This window comes from Aeromonas sp. S18(2024), assembly GCF_041402525.1.
Lineage (GTDB): Bacteria > Pseudomonadota > Gammaproteobacteria > Enterobacterales > Aeromonadaceae > Aeromonas > Aeromonas enteropelogenes.
Map to the genome: position 1 here is coordinate 110896 of NZ_JBGLQV010000004.1, position 19961 is coordinate 130856.

Sequence of the window (19961 nt, forward strand, 5' to 3'; positions counted from 1 at the left end):
GAGAAATGAAGGGAGGTCCATGACCTCCCTTCGTCTCTCTTGCACCGCTCGGCATTACGGGGTGGCGAAGACCAGGGTATCGCCGTGCAGGTAGAGGTGCGCCTTGACCTGGGCGAAGTAGCTGCGATCCGTCTTGTTCATGTGGCCGACCACCAGCTCCTGCAGGATGAAATTGAGGAAGGCGTGGTTGTCCAGCTCCTCCATCGATGCATCCGCCAACGTCTGGGCCTGGGCCAGCAGGCGTCTGTGCTCCTCCTTGTGCTGGGCCTTGTCATGAAAATCGATGGCCTCGAGCAGTGTCTCTTCAAAGGCGAAGTGGCGGCGGGTGGCATCAAACAGCGCCTGCAGGGCCTGCCTGAATGCCTCCGGCTCCTGCTCGCGGGTTTTCATTCGCCTCAGCAGCCGGTTGGCCAGCACGAACAGCTGGTGGTGTTCGGCATCGATGCGGGGATGCCCGCACTGGTGGCTCGCATTCCACTGCAGGGCTCCCTGATCGAGCGCCAAATCCGGCGCATAGAGGCTCACCTGGCCGCGCCCGCCGTGCTTGGTCTGGTACATGGCCAGATCGGCGTGGTGCATCAGCTCCCTGGCCGTGCGGCCATGCTCGGGATAGAGGGCGATCCCTATGCTGTTCGAGATCCGCAGCTCCCGGCCACAGCTCAGATAGTAGGGGGCGAGCAGATCTCGCTGGAGTTGCTCCGCCCGCGGCAGCGCCTCGGCCCCCATGCCCGGCAGCATGATCACGAACTCGTCCCCGCCAAGGCGGGCCACGATTCCCCCCTTGCCGATAAGCCGGCTCATCCGCTCGGCCACCATGATCAGCAGCGCATCCCCCACCTCGTGGCCCAGGGTGTCGTTGATCGGCTTGAAGTGATCCAGATCGATAAAGAGCAGGGCCAATGGCTGGGCCTGATGCTCCGCCAGCGCCTGATTGAGCCGTTTGTGCAGCAGGCGGCGGTTGGGCAGGTTGGTGAGGGGGTCGTAGAAGGCCAGGCGCTCCATGGTCTGGGCGGCGGCGGCTTGCTCGGTGATGTCCCGGGTGACACCTATGATGGCATCGGGCTCGCCTGCCTCGTTGCCATGCAGGGTGGTGACCGTTTCGGTCGTCAGGCTCTGCCCATCCTTGTGGTGAAGTTCGAGGCGGATGACGCGCCGGGTCTGGGCATGATCCCCCCGCTGCCAGGCCGCCAGCGCCAGATCCAGCTCCTTGTCCAGGCGCTTGATCGACGCCTCCGGCATCACCTGTGGCAGAGAGAGGCTCATGGCCTCTTCCCGGTTCCAGCCACAGAGCTGGCTGATGGCCGGGCTCAGGTAGTTGAAGCGGCGGGAGCTCACCTCCATGGTCCAGATCACGTCGGCGCTGTGCTCCGCAACGAAGCGGTAGTGACGCTCGCGCTGCGCCAGTCGCTGGGTGAGTTGCTGGCGTTCACGGCTCTCCCGGCGCAACCTCAGGTAGAGGTAGCAGAAGACGCTGACCAGGGTCAGCAGGGAGAAGCCGATCAGCAGGGCAAGGGAGATGCGCTGCTCCAGTTTGCGCAGTTGCCGGTTGTCCTGGGCCTTGTCCGGGTTATAGAGGAAACGGCCCAGATCAGGCTGGTTGGCGATAAGGCCGAGATTGAGATAGGTGTGGACAATCTGCTGCCAGCGTCCCTCGTACATGTAGCCTATCTCCACCAGATTGGGCTGGAGCAGCCGCTCGGTTTCGTCGGCCTCGAAGGCAAGTTGCTCGCGACCTGAGCCGCTGGGATGGTGGTTGAGCAGCCAGTTGATCACCTCTTCCTGATGTACCATGGCGTAGCGCCATCCCTTAAGGCTGGCCTGATGAAAGGCCAGCACCCGATCCGGGTGCATCTGGAGTTCGCGCTCAGAGGTAAACAGGATATTGCCGTAGAAGTCGATCTCGCTGTCGATGGGGCGCAGGAGGCGATAGGGGAGCCCCTGGCGTTGCAGCTGGTAGGCATCGTCTGTGCCGTAAGTGGCGATGGCGTCAGCTTCCCCTTGCAGCAGGGCAGAGCTCCCCTTTTGGTAGGGCACCAGGGTGGGCTTGGCATCCGGATAGCGGGTGTGCAGATAGGCGATCAGTTCCCTGGACGAGGGGTCCGGGCTCACGCGTTTTTGTGCCAGATCGGAGAGGTGCAGGATATTGCTGTCCGGCAGGGTCAGGATGGCCAGGGGGGAGTGCTGCATCATGGCCGCCAGGGCGACGACCGGTTTGCCGGCGACGCGGGCCAGCAAGAGATCGCTGTTGCCAATACCGTAACCGGCCTGGCCCGAGAGCACTGAGTCTGTGGTGTCCATGCCGGGCTCTCCTTCGCGCAGTTCGACCTGCAAACCGGCATCCCGATAGAAACCCTTGAACTGGGCGGCATAGTAACCGGCGAACTGGAACTGGTGATGTCCGTTGAGCTGCAGTGTGAGCTGTTCGGTGGCGAACAGTTGAGGGGAAAACAGGAGAAGAGTGGTGGATCCGAACAGCAGGCTGACAAACCGGGAACATCGATGCCAGGCAGGGAAAAGGAGGGCGTGGGCTCGAGTCATACAGGGGTCCCCTCGATAGCGGCTGCTATCGCCAGAGTAATCAATTCCATTGGGGGGGGATAGGGGGCAGGCGCACCTTTAGGAGCAAAATGAGACTGCCAATATGTCGTTTTTGTGTCGTTCATCACGATTGGAGTTGGAGTATCGTTATTATGGTTACAAACGAACCCCTTAAAGGCCCGGTTGCAGGCCTCTTGTTGTTCAAGACTGGTGCGTTTGACCCTGATTTTGCGCTGACTTTGTACTGAATGACGCTTTTTTTCAAGTAATCCGTCAATAAATGAGCGAACGGGGCGAGATAGTCATTTGAGTGTTGTTTGCCTGTGTCTGGCATGTTGACCGGGTGTAGAAAAAATGCAGTGAAATGAGCTCGTAACGACACCGCAAGCCGGGACGGGATAGGGGGGCAAAGGAGAGGGGCCGGGTGGTATCATGGCCCTCTCTTTTTCGTTACGAGGCAACGGCATGGCTACTCTGCGTCTGCTTATCTCCGATTCCCACGATCCCCACTTCAACCTGGCTGTGGAGGAGTGCATCTTCCGCCAGATGGACCCGCACCAGCGGGTGCTCTTCCTGTGGCGCAACGCCAATACCGTGGTGATCGGCCGCGCCCAGAACCCCTGGAAGGAGTGCAACACCCGCCGGATGGAAGAGGACGGGGTGAGCCTGGCCAGGCGCAGCAGCGGCGGTGGCGCCGTGTTCCACGACCTTGGCAACAGCTGCTTCACCTTCATGGCGGGCAAGCCCGGCTATGACAAGAGCATCTCCACTGCCATCGTGCTGGATGCACTCAAGCGGCTCGGGGTGAGCGCCTTTGCTTCCGGCCGTAACGATCTGCTGGTGGCCACCCCGGACGGGGATCGCAAGGTGTCGGGCTCGGCCTACCGGGAGACCCTGGATCGCGGTTTTCACCATGGCACCCTGCTGCTGGACGCCGATCTCGGCCGGCTTGCCAACTACCTCAATCCTGATCCCAAGAAGCTGGCGGCCAAGGGGATCACCTCGGTGCGCAGTCGGGTGGCCAACCTCGGCGAGCTGCTCCCCGGCATCGACCATCAGCAGGTGAGCCAAGCCCTGTGCGAGGCGTTTTTCAGCCATTATGGTGAGCAGGTTCAGCCCGAGCACATCTCCCCCGAGCGGATGCCAGACTTGCCGGGTTTTGCCGAAACCTTCGCCCGCCAGCGCAGCTGGGAGTGGAACTTTGGTCACGCCCCGGCGTTTACCCATCTGCTGGAGGAACGCTTTGGCTGGGGTGGGGTGGAGCTGCATTTCGATGTGGAGAAGGGGGCCATCAGTCGTGCCCGGCTCTTTGGCGACATCCTGGATCCTGCCCCGTTCGAGCTGCTTGGCGAGCGTCTGATCGGCTGCCCCTATCAACCCGAGGCGCTGGAGGCGTGCCTGCAACCCTGGCTTGCGGCCTACCCGTCCCGGCACGATGAGTTGGCCGAGTTTGTCACCTGGTTGCGGACGGCGCTGCGTTGATCGACTTGCCAGCCAAAGTGTGAGCCAGGTAACAAAACGTGAAGGGGTGCTCAAAAGGCCCCTTTCTGCCAGCCCCCGTCATCACTCATTCATGACAAAAAGTAGGGGAGCCCATTAGATATTGTCGCTGTTGATGGTGTGATCCGAGCGGTATAAGAACCGCACACTTGCAGTACTAATGGTATAAAAATGAGTGACCTGGTTTATCTGAAAGATGAAGGCGTCAACGCCGTTCACCCCGATTTTGCTGCCCGTTTTGCCACCGTCAAAGCCAATTTTTTCTCACGCGATCCCGATCTCTGGCCTGTGTTCCGCGAACCCGGTTTTGCCACCCTCAATGAATTTCGTCGTCGCGGTCTGGCCCCCGATGCCCGCCTGAATGCCTGGCCGGACGGCCGCGCCCGCCTCGCCGATCTGTGCGAGACCATGCCGGTGCCGGCGGCCATGCGTACCCCGGGGGAGCCCATGGCCGAACTGCTGTTTGCCGGTGCACTGTCCAAAGACTGGGAGAACCCCTCGAGCGTCGAGAACGTCATCACCATGTCGGCGGATCCCGCCATCTACGGTGCCCAGATGGGCATTTTGGCCAACCCCAACCTGGTCTACTCCGAATACGCCGGGGTGGCCGAGGAGCTGGAGAAGAAGGTGGTGCGCCAGATTGCGCTGCTGGCGGGTTACGACCCCGAGCGGGCCACCGGCATCTTCACCCAGGGGGGGACCTTCTGTAACCTCTACGGCTACCTGCTCGGCATTCGCAAGAGCCTGCCCGAGGCCAAGCACAAGGGGCTCGGCCACTATCAGGACTACCGCATCATCAACTCTCAGGGCGGCCACTACTCCAACATCACCAACCTCTCCCTGCTCGGGGTGGACATCGAGAACAAGACCATCCGCATTCAGGTCGGCGAGAACAACGACATCGATCTGGTCGATCTCGAGCGCACCCTGACCGCCTGTTTTGCCTTGAAGCACGTGGTGCCCACCATCATGCTCACCATGGGCACCACCGACACCTTCGGGGTGGATCAGGTCAAACCCGTGGTGGACCTGCGGGATCGCCTGTGCGAGCGCTTCGAGGTGGCGGTCAAGCCCCACATCCACGTGGACGCCGCCATCGGCTGGTCGATGATCTTCTTCCTCGATTACGATTTTGCCGCCAACCCGCTGGCCATTAACGCCGCCACCCTGGCCGGTATCGAGCGCAACGTGGCGCGTTTTGCCGAGCTGAAATATGCCGACTCCTTCACCGTCGACTTCCAGAAGTGGGGCTATGTGCCCTACACCTCGAGCCTGGTGATGATCAAGGAGCAGGACGATCTCAAGGCGATGGAGAACGATCCGGAGAACTTCTCCTATTTCGAGCGCGACATCCAGGGCCACACCCACCTGCAGTCCACCATAGAGTGCTCCCGCGGGGCGAGCGGTCTGTTTGGCGCCTACGCGGCCCTCAACTACCTGGGAGTCGAGGGGTATCGCACCGTGCTGGCCCACTGCCTGCAAAATGCCAACTACTTCCGCTTCCGTCTGAGCCAGCTTGGCAACGTCAAGCTGGTGGCCCAGGAGAACCAGGGACCGAGCGTGGGCTTCAAGATCTACAACCCCGAGTGGGTGCAGGATCCGGAGGCCGAGTTCGCCTTTGAGCTGGCTCGCAGCCCCGATCCCGCCTACAAGGCGCGGCTGGCGCGCAACACCGACTGGCATCGCCAGATCTTCAAGGGGCGCGGCAAGGTGGGGCTCTACACCAACTGGGTCGAGGCGGTGGCCCGCTCCGACTACGACGCGCGTGGGCGTTACTCCTACATTGCCGGGGAAAAGGCGGTGTTTATGAACCCGGCCTGCGGCCGCGAGCAGATCGACGCCTTTATCGAACACCTTCGCGGCTAAGCAGGGGGCGTTATTGCCAGTCACACAAGCTGACAGCGGGCTGCGTCGAAAACGCGCCAAGTAACGCGCCAAGTAAAAAGGGCAAGCCAATGGCTTGCCCTTTTACATTGTCGTAGAGCCGGGATCAGAGGGCCAGCAGCCGCTCGTTTTCGACGATCTCGATCCCTGCTGGTTGGCGGGCGAGCATGAGCATGGCGTGAGCCACCTGATGGGCCTCGATGGCACGCCAGCGGGTCAGTTTGCCCCGCAGCAGCGGGCGAAACAGCGGGTAGATCGCCTGAAAGCACTGCTCCGAGAGGCGGGGAGGGGAGCGATGGCCGAGCAGCATGGCGGGGCGCACGATGGCGAGCCGCTGCCAGGGCAGGGCCAGCAGGGCCTGCTCCATCTGTCCCTTGGTGCGCGGATAGAGGGCCGGGGAGTCGGGATTGGCTCCCAGGCTCGAGACCACCACCAGGCGCTGACAGCCGTGGCGACGGGCCAGATCGGCAAATGCCAGCACATAGTCGAGATCGACCCGGCGAAACGCCTCGGCAGAGCCTGCCGCCTTGCGGGTCGTGCCCAGGGCGCAGAAGGCGAGATCCACCGGCTGGGGCAGGGCCACTTCGGCTAGCTTGTCGAAGTCCACCGGCAACCAGTGGTGGGGGGCCTCCCCCGGTTTGCGACAGAGCAGGGTCAGCTCATGCTCGACGGGCATCTGCTTTACCAGCTCGCGGCCGATCAATCCGCTGGCCCCGGCTATCAGAATACGGCTCATGGCGTTCTCCCTGGCATTGTGTCTTTGATAAAACAAAACCGGCGCGAGGCCGGTTTTGCGATATATCAGAGCGGGGTATTGAAGGCTGCGGGCAGCGGGAAGTCCCCCGTCACCGTGGTGAGCCTGTCATTGGCGAAGGTCAGAGTGAGCTCCTTGCGCTCTTTCTCACCGCGCCCCGGCTGGAATTCATAGAGATAGTACCAGGTGTTGGGATCGAAGCCGTCGCGCAGCATGGGGGTCCCCAGTACATAGCTGACCTGCTCGCGGGTCATGCCCTGGCGCAGTTTGTCGACCTGTTTTTGTTCCACATAGTTGCCCTGGGGAATATCGATACGATAGACCAGGCTGCAACCGGAGAGGGTGAGGGCGGTCAGGGCCGCGGCAATCAGGTGTTTCATCCGCATATCGAGTTCAGATCATCCATACAGTCTTTTTTGGCTCGGCAAATCATACCGACTCCCTCCACGGAAGTAAAAAGCCATTGATCCATCAGCCAATAAAAAGGGCCGCATTGCGACCCTTGATGGCATGGCGCAGTGATGGCCCGGTTACATGGCGGCACGGAAGATGGCGACGATCTCCTCGTGGCTCGCCTGTTTCGGGTTGGTGAAGCCGCAGGCATCTTTCAGGGCGTTGCTGGCCAGGGTGTCGAAGTCATCGACCTTGACGCCGAGCTGCTCCAGCCCGGCCGGGATCTTGACATCGCGGGCCAGGGCCTTGATGGCCTCGATGGCGGCAGCAGCGCCCTGCTCGTCGCTCATGGCGCTGACGTCCACCCCCATGAAACCGGCCACATCCTTCAGACGGGGGGCGCTCACCTGGGCGTTGTAGGCCTGAACATGGGGCAGCAGCACGGCGTTGCAGACCCCGTGTGGCAGGTCGTAGAAGCCGCCGAGCTGGTGGGCCATGGCGTGCACGTAGCCAAGGCTTGCGTTGTTGAACGCCATGCCGGCCAGGAACTGGGCATAGGCCATCTGTTCGCGGGCGTGCAGATCATCGCCCTGGTTGACGGCGGTGCGCAGGTGCTTGGCAATCAGCTGGATCGCCATGACGGCGCTGGCATCGGTCACCGGTGTAGCGATGGTGGAGACATACGCCTCAATGGCGTGGGTCAGAGCATCCATGCCGGTGGCGGCGGTGAGGCCAGCGGGCTTGGCCAGCATCAGCTCGGGGTCGTTGACCGACATCAGCGGGGTGACGTGCTTGTCAATGATGGCCATCTTCACGTGACGGGCCTCGTCGGTGATGATGCAAAAACGGGTCATTTCGGAGGCGGTGCCGGCCGTGGTGTTGATGGCGATCAGCGGCAGTTGCGGCTTGGCGGAGCGATCCACCCCTTCGTAGTCCTTGATGTTGCCGCCGTTGGCCGCCACCAGGGCGATCCCCTTGGCGCAGTCATGGGGGGAGCCGCCGCCCAGAGAGATAACGCAGTCGCAGCCATTGGCCTTGATCATCGCCAAACCCGCTTCCACGTTGGTGGTGGTGGGGTTGGGCTTGGTCTCGTCAAATACCACGCTGTCGATGCCGTTTTGTGCCAGCAGGGCGGTGAGCTTGGTCACTACGCCGATTTGGCCCAGGATCTTGTCGGTGACGATCAGTGCCTTGCGGTAGCCGTAACCCTTGATGTCGGCCGCCGCCTCTTGCAGACAGCCTGCACCCATCAGGTTGATCGCGGGGATAAAGAACTTGAATGTTGCCATGATGGAATTCCTGTCGTTAGCCATTAAGTGGTATGCGGGCTTCAACATAGCACCCAGAGAGGGGATGGAAAGGGGTCAATGGTATCTGTTTTACAACTTTATGGACTCGATCACGTACTGGCAAAACGGGGTACGACAGGGATTGACAAGGGGGAGAGACAAATGGCGACACGAAAAACGTTTTCCAATTAATTCATCAAGTTAGCAAACGTTTTGCGCACAATTCGCGGCTGTCAATGCATGGAAGTGTGAGGCGCTTCAAGGAATTGGCAGACGCTTTCGCCCATAGTTGGCCCTTCCCCGAACAGGGGAGCAGGCTTGAAACCTATTATTAAGAATCATCTTATCGTGCGCCCGGACCATGTTTGGCAGGGGGCAACCAGGAGTCCACTATGTCTGATGTTTTTCACTTGGGTTTGAAAAAGGCTGATCTGCAAGGCGCCACCCTGGCGATCGTCCCCGGTGATCCCGAGCGCGTGAAGCGCATCGCCGAGCTGATGGACAACCCTGTGCTGCTGGCCAGCCACCGTGAATTCACCACCTGGCGCGGCGAGATGGACGGCAAGGCCGTCATCGTCTGCTCCACCGGCATCGGTGGCCCGTCCACCTCCATCGCCGTGGAAGAGCTGGCCCAACTGGGGATCCGCACCTTCCTGCGCATCGGCACCACCGGCGCCATCCAGCCGCACCTGAACGTAGGCGATGTGATCGTCACCACCGGCTCCGTGCGCCTCGACGGTGCCAGCCTGCACTTCGCCCCGATGGAATTCCCGGCCGTCGCCGACTTCGAGTGCACCACTGCACTGGTCGAGACCGCCAAGGAACTGGGCTCCAAGCTGCACGTGGGCGTCACTGCTTCTTCTGACACCTTCTACCCGGGTCAGGAGCGTTACGACACCTTCTCCGGTCGCGTGGTGCAACGCTTCCAGGGCTCCATGAAGGAGTGGCAATCCATGGGCGTGCTGAACTTCGAAATGGAGTCCGCCACCCTGCTGACCATGTGTGCCAGCCAGGGCCTGCGCGCGGGCATGGTGGCCGGTATCATAGTGAACCGCACCCAGCAGGAGATCCCGAACGCCGAAACCATGGCGAAGACCGAATCTGATGCCATCAAGATCGTGCTGGGCGCTGCCCGCAAGCTGATCTGATCGCCCTCTTTGTAACGAAGAGTACCGAGTGGGGGGTGGGGGCCGTTGCGAAAGCGCGGCCCCTATCTTTATCCGCCGTTTCCCTGTTCTTCCGTCCGCTCGCCGTTCACCTTCCCATCCACTCGCTTGTCAGAAGGGGCAGGCACACCTTGCCGCCATGGACTCACCGCTCACCGGGTGGACAAAATCGAGTTCGCTGGCGTGCAGCATCAGCCTTGGCGCCGTTTGTGTGCCGGGCCGCTCCATGCCGCCATAGAGATCGCAACCCAGGATAGGGTGGCCCAGCCACTGGCTGTGAATGCGCAGCTGGTGGGTGCGCCCCGTCTCCGGCACCAGCCTGACCCGGGTCAGGGGAATGGCACCCTGCTCCCCCTGGCGCATCAGGCGCTCCACTACCTGAAAGCGGGAGCGGGCCGGTTTGCCGCTGTTATCGCAGATCTTCATCAGGGGAAAGAGCGCCGGATCCTTGGCGATGGGCGCTTCGATCATCCCCTCGTCTGCCGCCAGATGGCCGCACAGCAGGGCGTGATAGGCCTTGCTCACAGCACGCTGGCTGAATTGGTGGCAGAGGGCGGCATTGATAGCCTTGTTTCTGGCCACCACCATGATGCCCGAAGTGCCAAAGTCGAGGCGGTGTACCAGAGTACAGCCGGGATACGCCTGCACCAGCCGATGGTGGACCGAGTCGAGGTTTTGCGGGTTCTTGCCCGAGAGGCTCAGCAGGCCGCTCGGCTTGTTGATGAGCAGCAGGTGCTCGTCTGCAAACAGGATCTCGATGGCAGCCTCGCAGGGCGGGGCGATAAAGGTATCGACGATAACGGACATAAGGCTCGCGGGCTGGAAAAGGGGGAGGGCATCATACCCGAACGGGCGGCGTGCGGCGAATCGGGGTGGGCACACGGTAGATCGCGATGCTAACTGCTTGATTAGTCGGGAGGGAGCCATTTTGTGACTCCCTCCCGAGTTAATCCGGCCGCCGCTTGTTAAGGTATGGCTCCCTGTCATGTTGTAAGGAGTCTGTCCATGGCGTTGCCCGTTATTCTCGATTGTGATCCCGGCCACGATGATGCCATCGCCCTCATTCTGGCATTGGCCAGCCCCGAGCTGAAGGTGCTGGCAGTGACCACCAGCGCTGGCAACCAGACGCCGGACAAGACCCTCAACAACGCCCTGCGCATCCTCACCTTGCTGGGCCGCCACGACATTCCGGTGGCGGCGGGGGCGCCAAAGCCTTTGGCCCGCGAGCTCATCATCGCCGACAACGTGCATGGGGAGTCGGGCCTGGATGGCCCGAAATTGCCGGATCCCGCCTTTGCCCCACAGGCGATGACGGCACTCGAATTGATGGCCAAATGCCTGCGCGAGAGTCCCGAGCCCGTGACCCTGGTGCCGACCGGCCCGCTTACCAACATAGCCCTGCTGCTGGCGGCCCACCCCGAGCTCAAGTCCAGGATCGCCCGCATCGTGCTGATGGGGGGGGCGGCCGGACCGGGCAACTGGACCCCGGCGGCGGAATTCAATATTTATGTGGACCCAGAAGCGGCCGATATGGTGTTCAACTCAGGGATCCCCATCACCATGTGCGGCCTCGATGTGACCCACGAGGCGCAGGTGATGGACGAGGATATCGAGCGGGTGCGCGCCATCTCCAATCCGGTGGCTCAGTGTGTGGCCGGTCTGCTCGACTTTTTCATGATCTACCACCGGGATCCCAAGTGGGGATTTGCCGGTGCCCCGCTGCACGATCCCTGCACCATCGCCTGGCTGCTGGCCCCCGAACTGTTTCATGGCATCGAATGCCGGGTCGATATCGAGACGCAGGGGGCACATACTAGCGGCATGACGGTGGTGGATCGCTACTGTCTCACCGGCAAGCCGGCCAATGCGCTGGTGTTGCTGGGGTTGGATCGCCCGGGCTTTATCGACTTGCTGGTCACGCGGCTGCGCGCCTTTGACTGAGCACAGACTCACTCTCAACAGAAGGGACAGAGAATGTGGAAGACAGGGTTGGCACTGCTGGCCGGGTTGCAACTGACCGGCTGTGCGTCGCCGTTCGAGCGGATGTGGCAGGGACTGGCCACCTGCGATCTCGCCGAGCTCTATGTCGATGGCGAGACCGGGCAGGCGGCCAATGCGCAGCTCAGGAAGTACGTCCCCTACAAGGTGAGCGACGGCTTTGCCTGGTACAAGCTGCATGAAGAGTTGCACGGCTTGCCGGTGGTCGGCTTTATCGTGCCGGCTTCCACCTTCGAGGTGCACGCCCTCTTTATCGATACCCCCATCGCCAACGCACGGCGGCTGACCCACAACGCCTATGGCAGCGAGTTTGCCGACGAAACCCTGCACGACGAGGGCAAGGCTCCCCTGCTGCTGCGCGACCCCAACAACCCCAAACGCACCATCATCGACTGCACCCGTGGCGAGTCGGAAGGGGAGCAGGGGGATGCAACCCTGCCAGAATAGGGGCAATTCGGCGCACAAATTCGGCGTACAAAAAAGAGGGGCCAGCCCATCCGGCTGGCCCCTCTTGTTATCTTTTAGCCCAAGCTCAGGGATAGCTCAGGGTCTCCTTGATGACCGGCAACCTTGCGGCAATCCACTCGGGATTGATGGGGCCCCAGTCGCTGATGCGGTAGTGCCCCTGCAGATGGCGGGCCCCCTCGGTTTGCTCGAAGCCGCAGCAGATATCGAGATCCGCCAGCGCCGCCAGGGTGTCCTGGGCAGTGCGCCGCGGCATGCCGGTGGCCGCCATGATGGCGGGGACCGTATCCGTGCCCTGGCTGATCAGCCAGGCCACGTAGAGGCGGCGGTAGAAGCTGGTGCGGGTCTTGCTCGATTCCGTCATATCTCGTCCTCGAGGCGATCGAAGTAGCGCCAGGTGGCCAGCGCAGCCTTGCCCATCACCAGGGCCCAGACACCGAACCAGAACCAGCGGAAGAAGCTCCAGGTGGAGGCGTCGGGCTCTGTGCTCTCAATCTTGGTGACATTAGGGAACATGGAGAACATGTTCACGCGCCAGCCGTAGGAAGTAATGATGGCCAGGCGCTTTTCGAACTCCATGGATTTGGCCTTGGCCTGGACGTCGGCGGCGTTGAACTTGAAGTAGAAGGGCCAGCCCCACTCGGTATCTTCGTTGCGGAACACCCGGATCTGCTCACCGGGACGCTCGGTGTAGATGTAGTAGACGTCGGTGGTGGGGCCATCGGCCGGGTTCTTCTTGCTGATGGGGCCATCCTTGTCGGTACGTTTCACCTCGACCCCGGTGATGGTGGCGATGGTGTGCTCCGGCAGGTAGTAGTCGAGCCAGGTGGCAGAGAGCAGGGCGATCAGGCCCAGCAGAATAAAGGCGGGTTTCTTGAATTTCAGGCTCATGGATGTGCTCGCGTGAGGGGGAGTAACGTGCCTCTACCATACTCACATTTGGCGGAGCGGCCTAGCCCCTTATGGCACCACAAGCCAAAAAATGGCGTTTAAAACAGAAACAAACCCTTCACCTTGGCAACAAAAAAGGCCCTTGCGGGCCTTTGAAAACGGATGGCTATTACAGTTGGAACTGGGCGAGCTGCCTGCGCTGCTGCTCGGCCAGCTGGGAGAGCTCCTGGCTGGCGCTGGCGCTCTGGCTGATCCCGGCAGAGCTCTGGCTCACTATCTCGTGAATGTTGGAGATGTTGCGGCTGATGTCCGCGGTGACGCAGGACTGTTCCTCGGCGGCGGTGGCCACCTGGGCGTTGGCGTCATTGATCTGCTGCACCGCGCCGGTGATCCCGCCAAGCAGGCTCTGTACCTCGGCCGCGAGACGCTGGTTGTGCTCGAGGATGGTCAGGGTCTCCTGCACCCCCTGGTTGGCAGAGAGGGACTGGCTCTGCAACTGCTCTATGATGCCCTGGATCTCCTTGGTGGACTCCTGGGTGCGAGCCGCCAGCATCCGCACCTCGTCGGCTACCACCGCGAAGCCGCGACCGGTTTCCCCGGCGCGGGCGGCCTCGATGGCGGCGTTGAGGGCCAGCAGGTTGGTCTGCTCCGAGATGCCCTGAATGACTTCGATCACCTTGCCGATCTGCTCGGACTGGGACTTGAGCCGGGCCACTACGGCGGCGGCGCTCTCCAGGCTGCCCGCCATGCGATCGTTGGCGGCTACGCTCTCGCCAAAGAGAGTGAGCCCCTGCTCGACCCGGCTGTTGGCATCGCGGGCCAGATCGTCGGCCACGGCGGCGTTGTGGTTGACGTTGTCGGCGGTGCTGGAGAGTTCGGTGACCGCCGAGGCAACCTGCTCGATCTCGCCACGTTGCTGCTGGGCGTTCGCCTCGGCCTGGGTCATCACGGCGGCGAGCTCGGTGGCGGCGGAGGCCACATTCTGGCTGATGCCGGTCAGGGTCTGGATGGTGTTGCCGAGCTGGCTCAGGGTGAGGTTGATGTCCCGCGCCAGGTGGGTCACTTCGTTATTGCCCTCTTCACTGGCACGGACGTTGAAGCGGCCCTGGGCCATGGCGCGCATCACCCCCTGCAGCTGACTGATGGGTTGCACGATATGGCCTGACAGCCACCAGCCGCAGGCCAGGGCCGCGATCAGGGCGGCGGCCGTCAGCAGCAGGGCATGGAACAGCGCCTCATCATAGTGTTTCTGCTCCCGGACCAGTTCGTCCTGGATCAGCTGGTTGATGTGGGCGGACATGCCGTCGATCTCCTTGTTCAGCTGCTCGCCCAGCTGGCGGAAATGGAGGCGGGCCGCCTCAAAGGCAACCGGATCCGCATTGCCCTGATGTTGCAGTGCCAGCAGCGGCATCATCTTGCCGCGCAGATGATCCAGATAGGCTTGCAGCGCCGCCATTACCTGGCGGTTATCCTGCTCGGCCCCCTCGATCACCAGACGGGCGAGAATGCCCCGGATCTCTTGCTCGGCTGCGTTGAGGCTGGCGGGCAGCTCGGCGAATTGCTTGGCGTCGTAGAGGCCGTAGATGGCATTGGTGCGCATCCGGTAGGCGGCATGGATCAGGGTGGCAATGTCATCCTTGTGGCGGATCACGCTGGCGGTGGTGTCATTTATCTCCCGAATGGCATTGTCGACTTCCTGTTTGCTGAATCCGGCGGTGATGACCATCAGCAGACTGGCAAGGAGTAATGGAACGAGAACTTGAAGGCGAATTGATAGATTATTCAATGACATAAAAGGCTCTAATCGGAAGAATGGCAAAGTTTGGCATCTTACACAGACGCGACAAGGGTTGTCACAGACTTTATTGCCGACGTTGGAGGTAGTTACAGTTTTTTCTTGTGGTAAAAGAGCGAGATAGACGACACTGTCTGGCCAACTTGGTATAAGTTCGACCAATCTGATTGGATTGGGTCTGTCAGTTCCCGTTTTGTCCCTGTTCTATGCGTTCCATGGAGGTGTTGTGTGTCCAGCTGGATTGATCCGGCCATTCTGGCGTTGTTTATTCCCACTTTTTTCTTTGTCTCCGTGACCCCCGGCATGTGCATGACCCTGGCGATGACCCTGGGCATGAGCCTGGGGGTGCGCCGGGCCCTGCACATGATGTGGGGGGAGCTTATCGGGGTGGGGCTGGTCTCGGTGCTGTCGGTGATCGGGGTGGCGGCCATCATGCTCAACTACCCGGGGATCTTCGCCGCGTTCAAATACGTGGGGGGCGCCTATCTGATGTGGCTCGGCATCCAGATGTGGCAGGCCAAGGGCAAGATGGCCATTCCGGCGGATCTCTCGGCGGGCCAGCAGACCAGCGCCATGGGGCTGGCCATGCAGGGCTTCGTGACTGCCATCGCCAACCCCAAGGGGTGGGCCTTCATGATCTCCCTGCTGCCTCCCTTTATCTCGGCAAGCAAGCCGATGGCGCCGCAGATCTCGGCGCTGGTGGCCCTTATTCTGCTCATCGAGTTCTCCTGCCTGCTGCTCTACGCCAGCGGTGGCCGCACCCTGCGCCACTTCCTCGCCAGGAGTGGCAACGTCACCCTGATGAACCGCATCGCCGGCACCCTGATGTTGGGGGTCGGCGTCTGGTTGGCGCTGGGTTGACAAAAAGTGCATGAAAAATGCCCCCTCTTTGGCAAAAAGAGGGGGCATTTTTGTGGGGAGCGTCAGGCCTTGCGGGTGAAGCGTCTGACCCAGGGATTGGCGCTCACCCCGTGCAGAATGACGCTCAAGATGATGGTGCAGAGCACGGTGGCGATGACGGGCAACTGGCCCGTCAGGGCCGGCTGATGCTGCAGCACCATGACGGCGAAGACGATGCTGGCAAGCCCCCTTGGCCCGAACCAGCCGATAAAGAGTTTGAGTTCCAGGGATTGACCCGTGCCCAGCAGGCTCAGCCAGACCGGCACCATGCGCAGCAAGGTGAGGCTGGCGGCGCCATAGAGCCAGTACTGCCACTGCAGCAGGATGGGCAGCAGCGGCATCATGATGGCGCCAAACACCATCCAGATCACCACAGAGAGCAGATCTCCGTACCCTTCGCAGCTGTCCATGTAGGCGTGCTTGTGCTCTCCCAAGCGATGGCCGATCAGCAGTCCCCCGACAAAGGCGGCGATAAAGCCGCTGCCACCCAGAGTCTGGGCCAGGGCAAAACAGAGCAGGGCCAGCCCCGGCATGGTGAGCTGGCGCCACAGCGGCAACTGCCAGCCATTGAGATAGGAGAGTTTGAGCAATCGGATGGTCAGGGTGCTGAGCACGAAGGCCACCAGCACCCCTATGCCTATCTCTTCCAATAACAGGGTCACGGCCAGGGTGGCGGTGCCCGCGTGTTGTTCGGTGGGGGCGATCAGGGCGAGCAGCAGAAGCAGAACCGGTACACAGATGCCGTCGTTGAGGCCGCTCTCCTGATTGAGCCCCTCCCGCACCGCTGCCGGTACCGCCGGATTGCTCACCACCGCCTTGCCGAGCGCCGCATCGGTTGGAGCCAGTATGGTGGCGAGGATCGCCACCTCCAGCAGTGGCAGTTCGGGAAACAGCAGGCGGCCGAACAGGGTACCCGCCAGCAGGGTCAGGGGCAGGCCGATGAGCAGCAACCGGACGGGGAGCTGGCGGTTGGCCAGCAGCACCTGCCAGTTGGTGTTGGCAGCGTCGTTGAACAGCACTATGACCAGGGCCAACTCGGCCAGCAGTTTGAGCCCTTCGCTGTCGATATCGAGGGAGAGCAGGCCCAGGCCGCCAGAGCCCAGTACGCCGCCCACCAGCAGAAACAGCAGGGGACCGTTGATGAGCTTTGATTCGAAGCGTCCGGCAATCAGGCTGTAGAGCAGTAAAAAGGCGGCGAGCACCGCCAGGTTCTGGTAGATCACAGACGCTTCCATGGGCTCTCCTCCTCGTTACTCCCTGCCATCATAGGGACGTCAATCGGTCAGGCAGTCCGGATCGAACACATATTTCCCCTCCAGCCAGCCCACGATCTCGTCGACGCAGGCCTGGTCACGAAACGGCAGGTAGCGCGCCTTGAGGTGGCTTATTTGTTCCGGGGTGAGCTGGGCCAGGCCTATGTCCTGGAACAGTGGCAAGTCGGCGTCGATCATCGCCGAGATCTGCGGACCGCAGGTGGCGTTGAGGGAGGCGTGCAGCGCCTTGTCCGGATCATACTGCTTGCCGAGCCGATAGCTCATGGGCAGGGTGGCGAGCGGCAGGGCCGAGAGGGCCGCCTGCTTCATGGGATTGACCGCATGACCGCTGACCAGATCCGCAAGCTCCGCGGGGCGGTTCTCGAAGGCGCGCAGATGCAGGAAGTTGCTCGCCTTGCTGCCATCATTGACCGGGTAGTTGTCCCACAGGAAGGGCTTGCGCCCGAGCAGCCCGGTCACCTGTTTAAGGTGCGCCGCCGGGTATTCGCTCGAGCAGACCCTGGGGCCGGTCCAGAAGATCTCGAAGCGGCGGTCGAGCTGCTCGCCGATATCTTCCAGATAGCGGGGAGGCATGGCGCCAAACACCTTCTCCAGCACGGGATCGGTCGAGTAGTAGCTGGGGCAGAAGATGAGCCGGCCCGCCTTGCTGTGAGCCGCGATGTCGTGGGCGATGGTGAGCTGATGATGGGCGAGATCCGGGGTATCCCCCTTCATGTCGTCAAACAGCACCGCCAGAATGTCGGGCTGGAGTGTCTCTTCGATGAGGCGCACCTTCTCGAGCAGTGCCGGACGCTTTCGTTCGTAATCGTGGTGGGCTCCCATGGGGCTCAGGCCTACCCCGAAGGCGAGACCGTTGTCACGGCACTGCCGGGCGAGGCGGGCCAGGTCTGCCAGCTGTTGTTCTGGCCAGGGCTGGGCCCAGTGCTTGCGCAGATAGCCATCCTCTTTCGGGGCATAGATATAGAAACCATAGCCGTGGCGAGGCAGCCACTGGGCATAACGGGCGCGTGCCTGCCAGCTCCATCCCTTGCCAAAGAAGCCTTCGATCACCCCCAGATTGGGGAAGGGGGCTTGGGGGCCGGACAGCATGTTTTGATATGGCATAACTTCTCTCCCTTCTCGTTTGGAGGTCGGGACCCGGGGTTACACCGGATCTTCTTCCTGGAAACGCACCCCGATTTTGCTCGGCACGCTCTCGTCCATTTCGGCCACGGTCCAGATCAGGCCCTGCCATTCGATGTTGTCACCGACCACCAGATTATCGCCCAACAGGGAGGCAATAAAATCCCCCAGCGTCTGATCCGCCACCTCGCTCACATCAAGCCCGTAGAGGGGGGCAAGATCGATGAGGCGGGCGGAGGCTTCCAGCAGGAAGTCACCGAAGAAGCGCGGGCCCAGATCCTGCTCTGGCGCCTGGCTGAACAGCTGGCCGAGGGCGGGGAGATCGTGCTCGTGACCGATGACGCAGAGGATGTCATCGGCCAGCAGGCAGGTACTGCCCGAGGGGTGCAGCAATTCGCGGCCGCGAAACAGGGCGCTGACCCGGGTGCCGGCGGGCATCTTGAGATCCCTCAGCGGCGAGCCGATGCACCACTTCTCGGCCCCCAGCCGGTAGACGAAGGTTTCCCACTGGCTGTCGAGATCGATCTCGAGGCCGGAGCGGTTGATGGGGGACGGGGGCGCCGGCACCTCGACTCGTGCCAGCCTGGAGGCCAGCGGCAGGGAGCTGCCCTGCAGGATGAGGGAGACCAGCACCACGAAGAAGGCCACATTGAAATAGAGCTGGGCATTGGGCAGCCCCGCCATCATGGGGAAGACCGCCAGAATGATGGGCACGGCGCCGCGCAGCCCCACCCAGGAGATGAACCAGCGCTCGCGGGGGGCAAAGTTCTTGAACGGCAGCAGACCAATCCAGACCGAGACGGGGCGGGCAAACAGGATCATCCACATCGCCAGCGCCAGGGCCGGCAGGGCGATGGGCAGCAGCTTGTGGGGGGAGGCGAGCAACCCCAGCACCAGGAACATGCCGATTTGGCTGAGCCAGGTCAGGCCATCCAGCACCGACAGCGTGCTGCTGCGACTGCGCAGGGCGAGGTTGCCGAGCAGCAGACCGGTGAGGTAGATGGCGAGGATGCCGCTACCCCCCACCGCCGTGGTGAGGGCGAAGATCAAGAGGCCACCGCTGACGGTGAGCAGGGGATAGAGGCCGGGGGCCAGTTTGGCGTTGTTGATGAGCTTCCACAACAGCCAGCCGCCGGCCAGGCCGATGCCTGCCCCCATGCCAAATTGCTGGAGCAGTTGCAGCAGCAGGAAACCGGCATCCAGCCCCTGCTGGGCGGTGGCCAGCACCTCGATCAGGGTGACGGTGAGAAACACTGCCATGGGATCGTTGCTGCCCGACTCTATCTCCAGGGTCGCGCTGACCCGCTCGTTGAGGCTGCGCCCGCCAAGCAGGGAGAAGACTGCCGCCGCATCGGTGGAACCGACGATGGCGCCGATCAGCATCCCTTGCAGCAGATTGAGGTCAAACAGCCAGGCGGCAGCGAGGCCCGTCAGGCCCGTGGTGATGGCAACGCCCACGGTGGCAAGCGACAGAGCGGGCCAGAGTGCCACCCGAAACGAGGAGACCCGGGTGCGCATGCCGCCGTCGAGCAATATGATGGCCAGCGCCAGGTTGCCCACCAGATAGGCGACCGAGTAGTCGGCAAACTGGATGCCACCGGGGCCATCTTCCCCCGCCAGCATGCCGACGGCGAGAAAGATCACCAGGATGGGGATGCCGAGGCGGGAAGAGAGAGCACTCAGCAGGACGCTGGCTCCCACCAACAGGGCACCGATGAAGAAGAAACTGTTGATGGTGACGGCATCCAAGGGCGAACTCCTTCCTGGCTGGTGTAAAGTAGGCACATTATATGCAGCAAATGTGACAATGTGGCGATTTTGTGTCTCGAATTTGCAATTCATTACACTTCTCCGCCTCTGACCGGACGCAGTCTGTCGGTACACCTATGAATCCCTTTCCCCGCCTTCGCCGACATCCTGCCATCCCGGAAGCGGTTTTTGTCCTATTTCTTTCCCCTCTCAATTCGCGTCGTCCACCCGATATGTGGCCCC

At 62.0% G+C, this 19961-nt stretch carries 17 protein-coding genes; 6 read left to right on the top strand and 11 right to left on the bottom strand.

Going from position 1 to position 19961, the window contains the following annotated elements; genetic code table 11:
* Positions 1 to 54: 54 nt before the first annotated feature.
* Positions 55 to 2538 (bottom strand): diguanylate cyclase domain-containing protein, encoded by a 2484-nt coding sequence (locus ACB034_RS09025; protein WP_371172651.1) that lies wholly within the window; start codon positions 2536 to 2538, stop codon positions 55 to 57.
* Positions 2539 to 3003: 465 nt separating this feature from the next.
* Here ACB034_RS09025 and ACB034_RS09030 point away from each other — a divergent pair, with 465 nt between their 5' ends.
* Both ACB034_RS09030 and ACB034_RS09035 read left to right on the top strand, forming a co-directional pair.
* Positions 3004 to 4020, top strand: coding sequence for a lipoate--protein ligase A (locus ACB034_RS09030; RefSeq protein WP_371172652.1), 1017 nt, complete (start codon positions 3004 to 3006; stop codon positions 4018 to 4020).
* A 189-nt stretch (positions 4021 to 4209) separates the two neighbouring features.
* Complete coding sequence (locus ACB034_RS09035; protein ID WP_124240136.1) at positions 4210 to 5904, top strand: pyridoxal-dependent decarboxylase; 1695 nt, start codon at positions 4210 to 4212, stop codon at positions 5902 to 5904.
* A 124-nt stretch (positions 5905 to 6028) separates the two neighbouring features.
* On the opposite strand, the gene ACB034_RS09040 is transcribed toward ACB034_RS09035, so the two are convergent.
* From ACB034_RS09040 to yiaY, 3 genes are all read right to left on the bottom strand, one after another.
* A complete protein-coding gene (locus ACB034_RS09040) occupies positions 6029 to 6658 on the bottom strand; it encodes an NAD(P)H-binding protein (protein WP_342009533.1) in 630 nt (209 codons plus the stop codon).
* A 65-nt stretch (positions 6659 to 6723) separates the two neighbouring features.
* Entirely contained in the window at positions 6724 to 7062 is a 339-nt protein-coding gene (bamE, locus tag ACB034_RS09045; RefSeq protein WP_026457574.1) for an outer membrane protein assembly factor BamE, read from the bottom strand.
* A 144-nt stretch (positions 7063 to 7206) separates the two neighbouring features.
* Positions 7207 to 8358 (bottom strand): L-threonine dehydrogenase, encoded by a 1152-nt coding sequence (yiaY, locus tag ACB034_RS09050; RefSeq protein WP_371172653.1) that lies wholly within the window; start codon positions 8356 to 8358, stop codon positions 7207 to 7209.
* Positions 8359 to 8750: 392 nt separating this feature from the next.
* Here yiaY and udp point away from each other — a divergent pair, with 392 nt between their 5' ends.
* Entirely contained in the window at positions 8751 to 9506 is a 756-nt protein-coding gene (gene udp, locus ACB034_RS09055; RefSeq protein ID WP_042072075.1) for a uridine phosphorylase, read from the top strand.
* Between the two features lie 129 nt (positions 9507 to 9635).
* Here udp and ACB034_RS09060 read toward each other — a convergent pair whose 3' ends face one another.
* The gene (locus ACB034_RS09060; protein WP_342009535.1) at positions 9636 to 10331 is read right to left on the bottom strand and encodes an RluA family pseudouridine synthase; all 696 of its coding nucleotides are present in this window, start codon (positions 10329 to 10331) and stop codon (positions 9636 to 9638) included.
* Positions 10332 to 10529: 198 nt separating this feature from the next.
* On the opposite strand from ACB034_RS09060, the gene rihA reads away from it, so the two are divergent.
* Positions 10530 to 11465: a pyrimidine-specific ribonucleoside hydrolase RihA gene (rihA, locus tag ACB034_RS09065; RefSeq protein ID WP_371172654.1), complete on the top strand. Its 936-nt coding sequence runs from the start codon at positions 10530 to 10532 to the stop codon at positions 11463 to 11465.
* A 33-nt stretch (positions 11466 to 11498) separates the two neighbouring features.
* The gene (locus ACB034_RS09070; RefSeq protein WP_371172655.1) at positions 11499 to 11969 is read left to right on the top strand and encodes a hypothetical protein; all 471 of its coding nucleotides are present in this window, start codon (positions 11499 to 11501) and stop codon (positions 11967 to 11969) included.
* Between the two features lie 85 nt (positions 11970 to 12054).
* On the opposite strand, the gene ACB034_RS09075 is transcribed toward ACB034_RS09070, so the two are convergent.
* The 3 genes from ACB034_RS09075 to ACB034_RS09085 all read right to left on the bottom strand — a co-directional run bounded on the left by ACB034_RS09075 (position 12055) and on the right by ACB034_RS09085 (position 14670).
* Positions 12055 to 12351, bottom strand: coding sequence for a helix-turn-helix domain-containing protein (locus tag ACB034_RS09075; protein ID WP_026456774.1), 297 nt, complete (start codon positions 12349 to 12351; stop codon positions 12055 to 12057).
* Entirely contained in the window at positions 12348 to 12878 is a 531-nt protein-coding gene (locus ACB034_RS09080) for a DUF1523 family protein (RefSeq protein WP_042028425.1), read from the bottom strand. Before ACB034_RS09080 ends, ACB034_RS09075 begins: the two co-directional genes overlap by 4 nt.
* A 169-nt stretch (positions 12879 to 13047) precedes the next feature.
* Positions 13048 to 14670, bottom strand: a complete 1623-nt coding sequence (locus tag ACB034_RS09085) for a methyl-accepting chemotaxis protein (protein ID WP_026456776.1) — start codon at positions 14668 to 14670, stop codon at positions 13048 to 13050.
* 231 nt (positions 14671 to 14901) lie between these two features.
* Here ACB034_RS09085 and ACB034_RS09090 point away from each other — a divergent pair, with 231 nt between their 5' ends.
* Positions 14902 to 15534, top strand: coding sequence for a LysE family translocator (locus ACB034_RS09090; RefSeq protein ID WP_042072069.1), 633 nt, complete (start codon positions 14902 to 14904; stop codon positions 15532 to 15534).
* Between the two features lie 62 nt (positions 15535 to 15596).
* Here ACB034_RS09090 and ACB034_RS09095 read toward each other — a convergent pair whose 3' ends face one another.
* The 3 genes from ACB034_RS09095 to ACB034_RS09105 are packed head-to-tail and all read right to left on the bottom strand — an operon-like array spanning position 15597 to position 19718.
* Entirely contained in the window at positions 15597 to 16808 is a 1212-nt protein-coding gene (locus ACB034_RS09095; RefSeq protein ID WP_223380226.1) for a cation:proton antiporter, read from the bottom strand.
* A gap of 39 nt (positions 16809 to 16847) precedes the next feature.
* The gene (locus ACB034_RS09100; protein WP_371172656.1) at positions 16848 to 17951 is read right to left on the bottom strand and encodes a beta-N-acetylglucosaminidase domain-containing protein; all 1104 of its coding nucleotides are present in this window, start codon (positions 17949 to 17951) and stop codon (positions 16848 to 16850) included.
* Between the two features lie 39 nt (positions 17952 to 17990).
* Positions 17991 to 19718: a potassium/proton antiporter gene (locus ACB034_RS09105; protein WP_042028431.1), complete on the bottom strand. Its 1728-nt coding sequence runs from the start codon at positions 19716 to 19718 to the stop codon at positions 17991 to 17993.
* Between the last annotated feature and the right edge of the window lie 243 nt (positions 19719 to 19961).

Coding starts and splice junctions, on each gene's coding strand:
- ACB034_RS09075 (WP_026456774.1), bottom strand. CDS start 12,351: ATGACGGAATCGAGCAAGACCCGCACCAGCTTCTACCGCCGCCTCTAC.
- yiaY (WP_371172653.1), bottom strand. CDS start 8,358: ATGGCAACATTCAAGTTCTTTATCCCCGCGATCAACCTGATGGGTGCA.
- ACB034_RS09080 (WP_042028425.1), bottom strand. CDS start 12,878: ATGAGCCTGAAATTCAAGAAACCCGCCTTTATTCTGCTGGGCCTGATC.
- ACB034_RS09095 (WP_223380226.1), bottom strand. CDS start 16,808: ATGGAAGCGTCTGTGATCTACCAGAACCTGGCGGTGCTCGCCGCCTTT.
- ACB034_RS09030 (WP_371172652.1), top strand. CDS start 3,004: ATGGCTACTCTGCGTCTGCTTATCTCCGATTCCCACGATCCCCACTTC.
- ACB034_RS09100 (WP_371172656.1), bottom strand. CDS start 17,951: ATGCCATATCAAAACATGCTGTCCGGCCCCCAAGCCCCCTTCCCCAAT.
- ACB034_RS09035 (WP_124240136.1), top strand. CDS start 4,210: ATGAGTGACCTGGTTTATCTGAAAGATGAAGGCGTCAACGCCGTTCAC.
- ACB034_RS09025 (WP_371172651.1), bottom strand. CDS start 2,538: ATGACTCGAGCCCACGCCCTCCTTTTCCCTGCCTGGCATCGATGTTCC.
- ACB034_RS09085 (WP_026456776.1), bottom strand. CDS start 14,670: ATGTCATTGAATAATCTATCAATTCGCCTTCAAGTTCTCGTTCCATTA.
- ACB034_RS09070 (WP_371172655.1), top strand. CDS start 11,499: ATGTGGAAGACAGGGTTGGCACTGCTGGCCGGGTTGCAACTGACCGGC.
- rihA (WP_371172654.1), top strand. CDS start 10,530: ATGGCGTTGCCCGTTATTCTCGATTGTGATCCCGGCCACGATGATGCC.
- bamE (WP_026457574.1), bottom strand. CDS start 7,062: ATGCGGATGAAACACCTGATTGCCGCGGCCCTGACCGCCCTCACCCTC.
- ACB034_RS09060 (WP_342009535.1), bottom strand. CDS start 10,331: ATGTCCGTTATCGTCGATACCTTTATCGCCCCGCCCTGCGAGGCTGCC.
- udp (WP_042072075.1), top strand. CDS start 8,751: ATGTCTGATGTTTTTCACTTGGGTTTGAAAAAGGCTGATCTGCAAGGC.
- ACB034_RS09040 (WP_342009533.1), bottom strand. CDS start 6,658: ATGAGCCGTATTCTGATAGCCGGGGCCAGCGGATTGATCGGCCGCGAG.